This is a genomic window from uncultured Pseudomonas sp. (genome assembly GCF_943846705.1).
GTDB lineage: Bacteria > Pseudomonadota > Gammaproteobacteria > Pseudomonadales > Pseudomonadaceae > Aquipseudomonas.
In genome coordinates, this window is the sequence record NZ_OX044366.1 from 2,249,068 (window position 1) to 2,260,838 (window position 11,771).

The window sequence follows — 11,771 nt, forward strand, 5'->3', positions numbered from 1 at the left end:
CACCTGATACATAAGCATTGATTACTCATGGCCTTACTGCAGATCGCTGAACCCGGACAAAGCCCCCAGCCACACCAGCGTCGGCTGGCGGTGGGGATTGATCTGGGTACCACCAATTCGCTAGTCGCCGCTGTGCGCAGCGGGCTCTCTGAACCTTTAGCTGATGCGGCTGGGCAGGTCATACTGCCGTCCGCCGTGCGCTACCACGCGGATCGAGTCGAAGTGGGCGAGGCCGCACGGGCGGCTGCCTCAGGTGATCCACTAAACACCGTGCTGTCGGTCAAGCGCCTGATGGGGCGTGGTTTGGCTGACGTTAAACAGTTGGGCGAGCAGCTGCCCTACCGCTTTGTCGGTGGTGAGTCGCACATGCCGTTCATTGATACGGTGCAGGGGCCGAAAAGCCCGGTCGAGGTTTCCGCCGATATTCTCAAAGCACTGCGTCAGCGTGCTGAGGCGACTCTGGGTGGTGAGCTGGTCGGCGCCGTGATCACCGTGCCGGCCTATTTTGACGACTCGCAGCGCCAGGCCACTAAGGATGCGGCGCGCCTGGCGGGTCTGAATGTGCTGCGCCTGCTTAACGAACCGACCGCAGCAGCGGTTGCCTATGGCCTCGATCAGCACGCCGAAGGTGTGGTGGCGATTTATGACCTGGGTGGCGGTACCTTCGATATTTCCGTGCTGCGCCTGACCGGCGGCGTGTTTGAAGTGCTCGCCACCGGCGGCGATAGCGCCCTGGGTGGTGATGACTTTGATTACGCCATCGCCGGCTGGATTGTGCAGCAGGCAGGCGTATCAGCTGATCTCGATCCGGGTCAGCAGCGCCTGTTGCTGCAGGCAGCCTGCGCCGCCAAGGAAGCCTTGACCAATAGCGATGTGGCTACGCTCAATTATGCTGGCTGGCAGGGGCAGTTGAGTCGTGGGCAGCTTGATGCGTTGATCGAGCCGATGGTTGCGCGCAGTCTCAAGGCTTGCCGCCGCGCCGTACGCGATGCCGGTATTGAGCTGGAAGAAGTTGAGGCGGTGGTCATGGTCGGCGGCTCGACCCGCGTGCCGCGTGTGCGTCAGGCGGTCGCCGAGCTGTTCGCCCGTGAGCCGTTGGCCGATATTGACCCCGATCAGGTGGTGGCCATTGGTGCGGCGATCCAGGCGGATGCTCTGGCGGGTAACAAGCGTGGTGATGGCGAAGAGCTGCTACTGCTGGACGTGATTCCGCTGTCGCTGGGGCTGGAGACCATGGGTGGGCTGATGGAGAAGGTGATTCCGCGTAATACCACCATCCCCGTGGCTCGCGCTCAGGACTTCACCACTTATAAAGACGGCCAAACGGCCATGATGATCCATGTGCTGCAGGGTGAGCGCGAGCTGATCAGCGACTGTCGTTCTCTGGCGCGTTTCGAGTTGCGCGGTATTCCGCCGATGGTTGCTGGTGCGGCGAAGATCCGCGTGACCTTTCAGGTTGATGCCGACGGCCTGCTCAGCGTGTCGGCCCTTGAGCTGGCATCGGGTGTCGAGGCGAGTATCCAGGTCAAGCCGTCCTATGGCCTGACTGATGGCGAAATCGCCCGCATGCTGCAGGATTCCTTCAAAAATGCGGGTGATGACAAGGTGGCGCGCGTGTTGCGCGAGCAGCAAGTCGATGCTCAGCGTCTGTTGGAGGCGGTTGAGGCCGCATTGCTGGCCGATGGTGAGCGCTTGCTGGATGCCGATGAGCGCCTGGCCATCGAAGCGCAGATGCAGCAATTACGAGAGTGCATGGCGGCCAGTGATGGCTTGGCCATTGAGCAGCACACTAAGCGATTGACCCAGATAACCGATGCCTTCGCGGCGCGTCGTCTGGATGCCACGGTCAAAGCCTCGCTGGCTGGCCGTAGTCTTGATGAGATTGAGGAATAAGCATGCCGCAGATTATCTTTCTGCCCCACGCTGTACTGTGCCCGGAAGGCTTGGTAATTGAAGTTGCACCTGGTACTTCGGTGCTTGAAGTGGCCCATGAGCATCACATCGAGATCGAAAGTGCCTGCGGTGGTGTCTGTGCGTGTACCACTTGCCACTGCATTATCCGCGAAGGCTTTGCTTCGCTCGCCGAGGCCGACGAGCTGGAAGAGGACATGCTCGACAAGGCTTGGGGGCTGGAGGCGCAGTCGCGCCTGTCCTGTCAGGCGGTTGTCGGCACTGAAGACCTGACGGTCGAAATTCCTAAATACTCGCTCAATCATGCCGCCGAAGCGCCGCATTGATTCAAGGAGCCGTTATGACTTTGAAATGGGTTGATGTGCTGGAAATCGCTATTCAGTTGGCCGAATCCAAGCCTGATGTGGATCCGCGTTATGTGAATTTCGTCGATTTGCACAAGTGGATTCTGGCATTGCCGGAATTCAGTGACGACCCGGCGCGCGGCGGCGAGAAGGTGCTGGAGGCCGTTCAGGCCGCCTGGATCGAAGAAGCCGACTGAGTCAGCCCTGTACGCTGTTAGGCAATCCCTATAAACCCGCGTATAATTCGCGGGTTTAATTTTTCGCTTTAATCACTGTTCCTGGAGTTTCACATGGCTGTTCAACGCACTTTCTCCATCATCAAGCCTGACGCTGTTGCTAAAAACGTTATCGGCGAAATCACCAGCCGTTTCGAAAAAGCCGGCCTGCGCGTCGTTGCTTCGAAGATGGTTCAGCTGTCCGAGCGCGAAGCTGCTGGCTTCTACGCTGAGCACAGCGAGCGTGGCTTCTTCAAGGATCTGGTTGCATTCATGACTTCTGGTCCAGTTATCGTTCAGGTTCTGGAAGGCGAAAACGCTGTTCTGGCTAATCGCGAGCTGATGGGCGCTACCAACCCAAAAGAAGCTGCTGCCGGCACCATCCGTGCTGATTTCGCCGTTTCCATCGACGAAAACGCTGTACACGGTTCTGACTCCGAAGCGTCGGCTGCTCGCGAAATTGCTTACTTCTTCGCGGCCACTGAAGTTTGCGCTCGCATTCGCTAAGCGAATTTGAGTGAGGGTGAAACCATGATCGCATCGACCGGTAAAACTAATCTGTTGGGTCTGACCCAGGCAGAAATGGAACAATTCTTCGAACATATCGGGGAAAAACGTTTCCGCGCCGGTCAGTTGATGAAGTGGATTCACCACTTTGGTGTCGATGATTTCGACGCCATGAGTAACGTCAGCAAGGCCTTGCGCGAAAAGCTCAAGGCCTGTGCTGAAATCCGCGGCCCGGAAGTGGTCAGCGAAGATATTTCCACTGATGGCACACGCAAGTGGGTAGTGCGGGTGGCGTCAGGCAGTTGTGTCGAAACCGTGTATATCCCCCAGGGCTCGCGCGGCACCTTGTGTGTCTCGTCGCAGGCTGGCTGTGCGCTGGATTGCAGTTTCTGCTCAACCGGTAAACAAGGCTTTAATAGCGATCTCACTGCCGCCGAAGTGATCGGCCAGGTGTGGATTGCCAACAAGTCGTTTGGCAGTGTCCCGGCTAAAGTCGACCGTGCCATCACCAACGTGGTGATGATGGGCATGGGTGAGCCATTGCTGAACTTTGACAATGTCGTCGCCGCCATGAAAATCATGATGGACGACCTCGGCTATGGCATCTCCAAGCGCAAGGTGACCCTGTCGACCTCGGGCGTGGTGCCGATGATCGATAAGCTGGGCGAAGTGATTGATGTGTCGCTGGCCTTGTCGCTGCATGCGCCGAATGATGAGCTGCGTAGCCAGTTGGTACCAATCAACAAGAAGTACCCGCTGGAAATGCTCTTGGCCGCGTGTAAGCGTTATGTTTCGCGGCTTGGCGAGAAACGCGTGCTGACCATCGAATACACCCTGCTCAAGGATGTGAACGATAAGATTGAGCACGCTGAGGAAATGATCGCACTTCTCAAAGATGTGCCTTGCAAGATCAACCTGATTCCGTTTAATCCCTTCCCCCACTCGGGCTATGAGCGGCCGAGTAACAATGCGATTCGCCGCTTCCAGGACCTGCTGCATAAGGCCGGGCACAATGTCACCGTGCGCACCACGCGGGGCGAGGACATTGACGCAGCCTGTGGCCAGTTGGTTGGTCAGGTAATGGACCGTACCCGCCGAAGTGAGCGTTACATCGCTGTGCGTGAGTTGAGTAGCGAGGCAGAAACGCCGAGTTCCGCCGCCAATCGAACTTAAGGGGAGGATACCCATGACCTTGCGTCCCGCGTCATTGCTGTTGGCCGCTAGTCTGTTAGCCGGTTGTGTCACAACCGGTAGTGTTGATCCGATGAAAACCGATAAGGGCCGCGACGAGGCCCGTGATGCCTATGTTCAGTTGGGCATAGGCTACCTGCAGCAAGGTCAGACTGGGCGTGCCAAAGTGCCGCTGAAGAAGGCCCTGGAGCTCGACTCCTCCAATGCCGATGCACACGCCGCGCTGGCCTTGGCGTTCCAGATAGAAATGGAACCCAAACTGGCGGATGAGCACTTTCGTAAGGCTATTTCGCAGCGCCGTGACGATGCTCGCTTGCTGAATAACTACGGCAGTTTCCTGTTCGAACAACAGCGTTATCAGGAAGCACTTGAGCGTTACCTGGAAGCGGCTCAGGACAATCTCTACCCTGAGCGTTCACGGGTTTTTGAAAACCTTGGGTTGACCGCGCAGCAGTTGAACCAGCCTGAACAGGCCAAGGCGTATTTCGAGCGCTCGCTGCGCTTGAACAGCCGCCAGCCGCGCGCGTTGATGGAGATGGCGCAGCTGTCCTATGAGGACAAGCAGTTCGTCCCAGCCCGGAGCTATTACGAGGGCTACCTAACCTTGGCGCCGCAGACTGCGCGTAGCTTGTTGTTAGGGGCGCGGTTAGCGAAGATTTTCGATGAGCGCAACAAAGCTGCGAGCCTCGGCTTGCAATTGAAGCGACTTTATCCGGGCACGCCGGAATATCAGCAATACCTGTCGGAGCAATAATGAAAGCGGCGCAACCTGAAGTGCTAGCAGTTTCCCGCGTCAATCCGGGCGATACATTGCGCGAGGCTCGCGAGGGTCGCGGCTGGACTATCGCCGAAGTCGCTGCACAGTTGAATTTGACCTCGCAGCGCTTGAGTCAGGTCGAGCAAGGTGCTTTTGACAAGCTGCCTGGGCATACCTTTGCCCGCGGTTATGTGCGGGCCTATGCCAAGTTGCTGGAGCTCGATCAGAATCGTCTGGTACTGGAGTTCGATCAGTTCACCGGTAGCGATGCCGCTGGCAGCAGTGTGCACAGTCTTGGGCGCATTGAAGGGCCGGTAAGGTACTCACAGCGCATTCTGCGCATGGTCAGTTTTGTGTTGTTGCTCGCGCTGGCCGGTTTGAGCTTCTTCTGGTGGCAGGAGAAGGCCGAGCGCCAAGCAGAAGACCTCGCCACGACCAGTCTTGAGCATGTAGAAGTAGATGGCGCCGACGGCACCACACAGATTCACCCGCTGGAAGAGCCGGAAGATCAGGCGGTGGAAGCGGCCCAAATGGACGCGGAAACGGCCTTGCCGTTGCCTGAAGGCACGCCCGTAATGCCAGCTGCTAACGCTGATGAAGCGGCAGCGGTGGATGTGCAGGCACAAGCACCGCTTGTTCCAACCGTCGCAGCTGCAGCGCCGGTTGTGCAGGTTGCGGCAGAGGCATTGCCTGCTGCCCCGGTTGCAACCGCTCCGGTGCAGGTTGCCGCAGGCGAAGCGGTTGTCAGCTTGAGCTTTATTGCCGATTGCTGGACGCAGCTGACTGATGCCAATGGCAAGGTGCTGTTCAGCGCCCTGAAACGCAAAGGCGATAGCCTGCAGGTGACTGGCAAGGCTCCGCTGGAACTACGCCTGGGTTATGCCCGAGGTGCGCAGGTCAGCCTCAATGGCAGTCCGGTCGATGTTGCGCCTTTTATCTCAGGTGAAACGGCGCGTCTGAAGTTGGGTGGGCAGTAATATGCAGTGCGAATCACCGATCAAACGCCGCGTTTCACGGCAGATATGGGTAGGCTCCGTGCCGGTTGGCGGCGATGCGCCGATTGCCGTGCAGAGCATGACCAATAGCGATACCAATGACGTGGCCGCCACCGTGGCGCAGATTCGTCGCCTGGAAGATGCCGGTGCTGACATTGTGCGCGTCTCGGTGCCGGATATGGATGCGGCCGAAGCCTTCGGTCGGATCAAACAGCAGGTCAAGGTACCGCTGGTGGCCGATATCCACTTCGACTATCAAATCGCCTTGCGGGTAGCAGAGCTCGGCGTTGATTGCCTGCGTATCAACCCGGGCAACATCGGTCGAGAAGACCGTGTGCGGGCTGTGGTTGAAGCCGCGCGGGACCGAGGCATTCCGATCCGCATCGGGGTGAATGCCGGCTCGCTGGAAAAAGACCTGCAGAAGAAGTACGGCGAACCCACGCCAGCGGCATTGGTTGAGTCCGCCTTGCGCCATGTCGAGCATCTGGATCGTCTGAATTTCCCCGATTTCAAAGTCAGCGTTAAGGCTTCCGACGTGTTTATGGCCGTCGAGGCGTACCGCTTGTTGGCTAAACAGATTGAGCAGCCGCTGCACTTGGGCATCACCGAAGCCGGTGGTTTGCGTTCGGGCACGGTCAAATCGGCTGTGGGCTTAGGCATGCTGTTGGCCGAAGGTATCGGTGACACCATCCGTATCTCCCTTGCCGCAGACCCTGTGGAGGAGATCAAGGTCGGTTACGACATCCTCAAGTCACTGCGCTTGCGTTCGCGCGGCATCAACTTCATCGCCTGTCCGAGCTGCTCGCGGCAGAATTTCGATGTGGTTAAGACCATGAACGAGCTGGAACAGCGCGTCGAAGACCTGCTGGTGCCGCTGGACGTGGCGGTGATCGGTTGTGTGGTTAATGGCCCTGGCGAAGCCAAAGAGGCGCATATCGGCCTGACTGGCGGCTCGCCCAACCTGATCTATATCGATGGCAAACCGGCTCTCAAGCTGGGTAATGACAACCTGGTCGATGAGCTGGAAAAGCTGATTCGCCAGAAAGCGGCCGACAAGGTCGCCGCTGACGCCGCCGTTATCGTGCGTAGCTAACACCGTTAAGGAATTGAATTGAGCAAGCCCCTGCAAGCCATTCGTGGCATGAACGATATCCTGCCCGAGCAGACCCCGCTTTGGCGCTATTTTGAAGGCACCGTGGCCAATCTGCTGGACGGCTACGGCTACCGTCAGATGCGCATGCCGATCGTCGAGTTCACCGAGCTGTTCAAACGCTCCATCGGTGAAGTCACCGATATCGTTGAAAAAGAGATGTACACCTTTGACGACCGTAACGGCGATTCCCTGACCCTGCGTCCGGAAGGGACTGCGGCCTGCGTGCGCGCGGTGCTTGAGCATGGTTTGTCCGGCGGTGGGCAGATGCAGAAACTCTGGTACATCGGCCCGATGTTCCGTCACGAGCGCCCACAGAAAGGTCGTTATCGCCAGTTCCACCAGATTGGCGTGGAAGTGTTCAATGTTGACGGCCCGGACATCGATGCTGAGCTGATCGTGCTGACCTGGCGTTTGTGGAACCTGCTGGGTATTCGTGATGCGGTAAAGCTTGAGCTCAACAGCCTGGGCACCAGTGCTGCGCGTGCGGTCTACCGTGATGCGCTGGTTGAATTTCTCAGCGCGCACGCGGATCAGCTTGATGAAGACAGTCGTCGCCGTATGGGCAGCAACCCGTTGCGTGTGCTCGACAGCAAATCGCCGGAAACCCAGGCCGTACTGGTTAATGCGCCGAAGCTGGCGGATTACCTGGATGACGAGTCGCGGCTGCATTTCGAGGGGCTGAAAGCCCGTCTGGATGCGGCGGGTGTGCCGTATGTGATCAATCCCAAGCTGGTGCGTGGCCTGGATTACTACAGCAAGACCGTGTTCGAGTGGGTCACCGATCAGCTCGGCTCCCAGGGCACCGTCTGCGCCGGTGGTCGTTATGACGGCCTGGTTGAGCAGATGGGCGGCAAGCCGACGCCGGGCGTGGGTTTTGCCATGGGCATCGAACGCTTGGTGCTGTTGCTCGAAACTCTAGGTAAAGTACCGGCTGAAATCGCTCGCACGGTTGACGTTTACCTGTGTGCTTTCGGTGAGCCCGCTGAGCTGGCGGCGCTGGCCTTGAGCGAGCGGCTGCGTGATCAGCTGCCTAGCCTACGTCTGCAGGTGAATGCCGGGGCGGGTAGCTTCAAGAGTCAGTTCAAGAAAGCCGATAAAAGCGGCGCGTTGTACGCCTTGATCTTGGGTGAAGACGAATTGGCCCAGCAAGTGGTAGGTTGCAAGCCGCTGCGTGGTCAGGGCGAGCAGCAAAGTATTGCATGGTCGGCATTGGCCGAGCATCTGGCGAACTGCGCCAATCAGGCCTGAGCGTCTATTTAGTGATTTAGCGAAAAGGAGTGCTGGGGTGGTTTCGCGTACTGATGATGAAGAGCTGGCGGTAATCAAGGACTGGTGGCAGCAGAATGGCATGCCATTGCTGACCGGCGTTGCGCTGGCGTTGGTGGTGGTATTTGGCTGGCAGGGCTGGCAGAAGTACCAGAGCAATCAGGCGCAAGGCGCTTCGATCGTCTATCAGCAATTGCTGGAAGCGGCGCTGGAGCCTAGCGGCAAGCCTGACGCCGCCAAGGTTGCCGAGTTGGCCAACACCCTGAAAAGTGACTACGCCGGCAGCCATTACGCTCAATACGGCAGCCTGTTCGTGGCCAAAGTAGCAGTCGAAGCGGGCAAGTTGGACGACGCTGCCAGCGAGCTGCAGGCGATTGTCGATAAGCCTGCTGACGACAGCCTGGCAGAGTTGGCGCGTCAACGCTTGGCGCGTGTGCTGGCGGCTCAGGACAAGGCTGAAGAGGCCCTCAAGTTGCTGGAAACCCAGGCTGCGTCGGCCTTTACCGCCAGTCGTGAAGAACTCAAAGGTGATCTGCTGGTGCAGCTCGGCCGTGCCGATGATGCCCACGCTGCCTACGAAAAAGCCAAAGCTGCGCTCTCCGAAGACGCGGCTGTAGGTGGTCTGCAAATGAAGCTGGATGATCTGGCAAAAGGGGATGCGTGACGTGATGCGCTGGAAGAATGCCGCACTGCTGGCCCTGGCCGTATTGGCTGTAGGTTGCAGCAGCAATAGTAAGAAGGAACTGCCCCCGGCCGATCTGCCCAAGTTCGAGGAAGAGGTTAGCCTGCAGAAAGAGTGGAGTCGTTCGATTGGCGACGGCCAGGGCGACACCTTTAACATGCTCACGCCGGCGCTTGACGGTGAGCAGATTTATGCTGCCGACGTTGAAGGCCTGGTTGTGGCCATGAACCGCATGACGGGTAAGGTCCTGTGGAAAACTGAGCTGGATCTGCCGGTTTCCGGTGCCGTAGCTGCAGGCTACGGCCTGGTAGTTGTCGGTACCCTTAAAGGTGAAATCATCGCCCTCGACACCGTTAGCGGTGAAGAAAAGTGGCGTGCACGGGTGACCAGTGAAGTACTGGCCGCGCCTGCATTGAACGGTGATGTGGTGCTGGTACAGACCCAGGATGACCGTCTGATTGCTTTTGATGCGGACACCGGCAATCAGCGCTGGATCTTCGAAAACACTCCGGCGGTTCTGACGCTGCGCGGCACTGGTAGCCCGGTACTGACCAACCGCCTGGCGGTTGCCGGCCTGTCCACCGGTAAGGTGATCGCGCTGGACGCACAGCGTGGCATTCCGGTCTGGGAGCAGCGCGTAGCTGTACCGCAGGGCCGTTCCGAGTTGGAGCGCGTTGTTGATATCGACGGCGGCTTGCTGCTTTCGGCCGGTACGCTCTATGCAGTTAGCTATCAAGGCCGTGTGGCGGCGATGGATCTGGAGAGTGGTCGTATTCTTTGGCAGCGTGAAGCCTCCAGCTCGGTGGGCGTGGCCCAAGGTTACGGCAGTGTTTATGTAAACCTGGCCAACGGCACGGTTGAAGGGATCGACGAGCGTTCGGCTTCGGCACTGTGGAACAATGACGCGCTGGCTCGCCGTCAGCTGTCTGCGCCGGAAGTGTTCTCCAGCTACGTGGCGTTTGGTGACCTGGAAGGTTACCTGCACCTGGTGAGTCAGGTGGATGGCCGTTTTGTCGGCCGTACACGTATCGACAGTGATGGTCTGCGTGCGCGTCCATTGGTGGCAGGCGGCTGGCTATATGCCTTCGGCAATAGCGGCAAACTGGTGGCTTTGACCATCAAATAAGCGCCTGTCGCTTTGGCGGTGCTGTACAGCTCTTGGGGCTGCGCAGCATCGTCAGTGCAATGAATTCCGGCCGCTGCCCCTGCAGCGGCTTTTGTATTTTCTGAAATAACGAAGTGGAGAGCCTAATGGTTCCCGTAATTGCCCTGGTGGGCCGTCCGAACGTCGGCAAGTCCACCCTGTTTAACCGCTTGACCAAGTCCCGTGACGCGATTGTCGGCGACCTGTCTGGTCTGACCCGTGATCGCCAATACGGCGAGGCCAAGTGGCAGGGGCGAACCTATATCGTCATCGACACCGGTGGTATTTCCGGTGACGAGGAAGGCATTGACGCGAAGATGGCCGAGCAGTCCCTGCAGGCCATTGAAGAAGCCGATGCCGTACTGTTTCTGGTGGACGCCCGCGCCGGGCTGTCCGCCTCCGACCAGATGATTGGTGAGCACCTGCGTCGTCGTAACAAACGCAGCTTCCTGGTGATCAACAAGGTCGACAATATCGACACCGACCTGGCCCGCGCCGAATTCTCCAGCATGGGCATGGGCGAGTCCCTGCCGATTGCCGGTGCGCATGGCCGTGGTATCACCCAGATGCTCGAAGCCGTGCTGGGCTCCTTCCCCAAGGATGCTGCCGAGCTGCAAGAAGGCGAGGAAGAGGAAGTTGTCCTCGAAGGCCAGGAGGCCAAGCGCATTCCCGGCCCGAGCGAGAAGGACGGCATCAAACTGGCGATTATCGGCCGGCCGAACGTCGGCAAGTCGACGCTGGTCAACCGCATGCTCGGTGAAGAGCGGGTCATCGTTTATGACCAGGCCGGCACCACGCGCGATAGCATCTATATTCCGTTTGAGCGCGATGACGAGAAGTACACCCTGATCGATACCGCGGGCGTGCGTCGCCGTGGCAAGATCTTCGAGGCGGTGGAAAAGTTCTCGGTGGTGAAAACCCTGCAGGCGATCCAAGACTCCAACGTCGTGGTATTCGTCATGGATGCCCGCGAAGGTGTGGTCGACCATGACCTCAACCTGCTCGGCTTCGTCCTGGAAAGCGGCCGTGCCTTGGTGATTGCCCTGAACAAGTGGGACGGCATGGAACCGAGCGAGCGCGACTATGTGAAGGTCGAGCTGCAACGCCGGCTGTTCTTTGTCGACTTCGCCGACATTCACTTTATCTCGGCGCTGCATGGCACCGGTGTGGGCAACCTGTACAAATCGGTACAGGCCTCGTTCAAGTCGGCGATCACTCGCTGGCCGACCAACCGCCTGACCCAGATTCTTGAAGACGCGGTCAGCGATCACGCGCCGCCCATGGTGCAGAATCGTCGGATCAAGCTGCGTTACGCCCACCTCGGTGGTGCTAACCCGCCGCTGATCGTGATCCACGGTAACCAGGTTGATTCGGTGCCCAAGTCCTATATCCGTTACCTGGAAAATACCTACCGCCGCGTGCTCAAACTGGTCGGCACGCCGATCCGTATCGAGTTTAAAGGCGGTGATAACCCGTACGAGGGCAACAAAAACACCCTTACGGATCGTCAGGTGAACAAGAAGCGCCGGATGATGACCCACCACAAAAAGGCCGAGAAGAAGCGTAAAGACAAGCGCTAAGCGTGGATTGAAACGCGTTATAAAGG

General features: G+C 58.6%; 12 protein-coding genes. All 12 read left to right on the forward strand.

All coding sequences use genetic code 11. From position 1 onward, the window contains the following. Positions 1–27: 27 nt before the first annotated feature. Entirely contained in the window at positions 28–1,893 is a 1,866-nt protein-coding gene (gene hscA, locus Q0V31_RS10460) for a Fe-S protein assembly chaperone HscA (RefSeq protein ID WP_298187605.1), read from the forward strand. Between the two features lie 2 nt (positions 1,894–1,895). After that, entirely contained in the window at positions 1,896–2,237 is a 342-nt protein-coding gene (fdx, locus tag Q0V31_RS10465) for an ISC system 2Fe-2S type ferredoxin (RefSeq protein ID WP_298187606.1), read from the forward strand. Between the two features lie 14 nt (positions 2,238–2,251). Next, positions 2,252–2,452, forward strand: coding sequence for a Fe-S cluster assembly protein IscX (gene iscX / locus Q0V31_RS10470; protein WP_298187607.1), 201 nt, complete (start codon positions 2,252–2,254; stop codon positions 2,450–2,452). A 93-nt stretch (positions 2,453–2,545) separates the two neighbouring features. Next, complete coding sequence (gene ndk / locus Q0V31_RS10475; RefSeq protein WP_262184649.1) at positions 2,546–2,977, forward strand: nucleoside-diphosphate kinase; 432 nt, start codon at positions 2,546–2,548, stop codon at positions 2,975–2,977. Positions 2,978–3,001: 24 nt separating this feature from the next. Continuing rightward, positions 3,002–4,150 (forward strand): 23S rRNA (adenine(2503)-C(2))-methyltransferase RlmN, encoded by a 1,149-nt coding sequence (gene rlmN, locus Q0V31_RS10480; protein ID WP_298187608.1) that lies wholly within the window; start codon positions 3,002–3,004, stop codon positions 4,148–4,150. Between the two features lie 13 nt (positions 4,151–4,163). Beyond that, positions 4,164–4,922 carry a type IV pilus biogenesis/stability protein PilW gene (gene pilW / locus Q0V31_RS10485; protein WP_298187609.1) on the forward strand — a complete coding sequence of 253 codons (759 nt, stop codon included), beginning with the start codon at positions 4,164–4,166 and terminating at the stop codon, positions 4,920–4,922. Continuing rightward, entirely contained in the window at positions 4,922–5,902 is a 981-nt protein-coding gene (locus Q0V31_RS10490; RefSeq protein WP_298187610.1) for a RodZ family helix-turn-helix domain-containing protein, read from the forward strand. The genes pilW and Q0V31_RS10490 overlap by 1 nt, the downstream gene beginning before the upstream one ends. A 1-nt stretch (position 5,903) precedes the next feature. After that, on the forward strand, positions 5,904–7,013 hold the full coding sequence (gene ispG, locus Q0V31_RS10495) for a flavodoxin-dependent (E)-4-hydroxy-3-methylbut-2-enyl-diphosphate synthase (protein ID WP_298187611.1): 1,110 nt from the start codon (positions 5,904–5,906) through the stop codon (positions 7,011–7,013). Between the two features lie 18 nt (positions 7,014–7,031). Then, complete coding sequence (hisS, locus tag Q0V31_RS10500) at positions 7,032–8,321, forward strand: histidine--tRNA ligase (protein WP_298187612.1); 1,290 nt, start codon at positions 7,032–7,034, stop codon at positions 8,319–8,321. 100 nt (positions 8,322–8,421) lie between these two features. After that, complete coding sequence (locus Q0V31_RS10505; RefSeq protein ID WP_298191026.1) at positions 8,422–9,003, forward strand: tetratricopeptide repeat protein; 582 nt, start codon at positions 8,422–8,424, stop codon at positions 9,001–9,003. Then, positions 8,996–10,147: an outer membrane protein assembly factor BamB gene (gene bamB, locus Q0V31_RS10510; RefSeq protein ID WP_298191028.1), complete on the forward strand. Its 1,152-nt coding sequence runs from the start codon at positions 8,996–8,998 to the stop codon at positions 10,145–10,147. The genes Q0V31_RS10505 and bamB overlap by 8 nt, the downstream gene beginning before the upstream one ends. Before the next feature lie 125 nt (positions 10,148–10,272). Further along, the gene (gene der / locus Q0V31_RS10515) at positions 10,273–11,745 is read left to right on the forward strand and encodes a ribosome biogenesis GTPase Der (RefSeq protein ID WP_298187613.1); all 1,473 of its coding nucleotides are present in this window, start codon (positions 10,273–10,275) and stop codon (positions 11,743–11,745) included. Positions 11,746–11,771: the final 26 nt, after the last annotated feature.

Bases quoted from the DNA above. Each gene is read 5' to 3' on its own strand.
- Q0V31_RS10490 (WP_298187610.1), top strand. From the start codon at position 4,922: ATGAAAGCGGCGCAACCTGAAGTGCTAGCAGTTTCCCGCGTCAATCCG.
- der (WP_298187613.1), top strand. From the start codon at position 10,273: ATGGTTCCCGTAATTGCCCTGGTGGGCCGTCCGAACGTCGGCAAGTCC.
- rlmN (WP_298187608.1), top strand. From the start codon at position 3,002: ATGATCGCATCGACCGGTAAAACTAATCTGTTGGGTCTGACCCAGGCA.
- ndk (WP_262184649.1), top strand. From the start codon at position 2,546: ATGGCTGTTCAACGCACTTTCTCCATCATCAAGCCTGACGCTGTTGCT.
- pilW (WP_298187609.1), top strand. From the start codon at position 4,164: ATGACCTTGCGTCCCGCGTCATTGCTGTTGGCCGCTAGTCTGTTAGCC.
- iscX (WP_298187607.1), top strand. From the start codon at position 2,252: ATGACTTTGAAATGGGTTGATGTGCTGGAAATCGCTATTCAGTTGGCC.
- bamB (WP_298191028.1), top strand. From the start codon at position 8,996: ATGCGTGACGTGATGCGCTGGAAGAATGCCGCACTGCTGGCCCTGGCC.
- Q0V31_RS10505 (WP_298191026.1), top strand. From the start codon at position 8,422: ATGCCATTGCTGACCGGCGTTGCGCTGGCGTTGGTGGTGGTATTTGGC.
- ispG (WP_298187611.1), top strand. From the start codon at position 5,904: ATGCAGTGCGAATCACCGATCAAACGCCGCGTTTCACGGCAGATATGG.
- fdx (WP_298187606.1), top strand. From the start codon at position 1,896: ATGCCGCAGATTATCTTTCTGCCCCACGCTGTACTGTGCCCGGAAGGC.
- hscA (WP_298187605.1), top strand. From the start codon at position 28: ATGGCCTTACTGCAGATCGCTGAACCCGGACAAAGCCCCCAGCCACAC.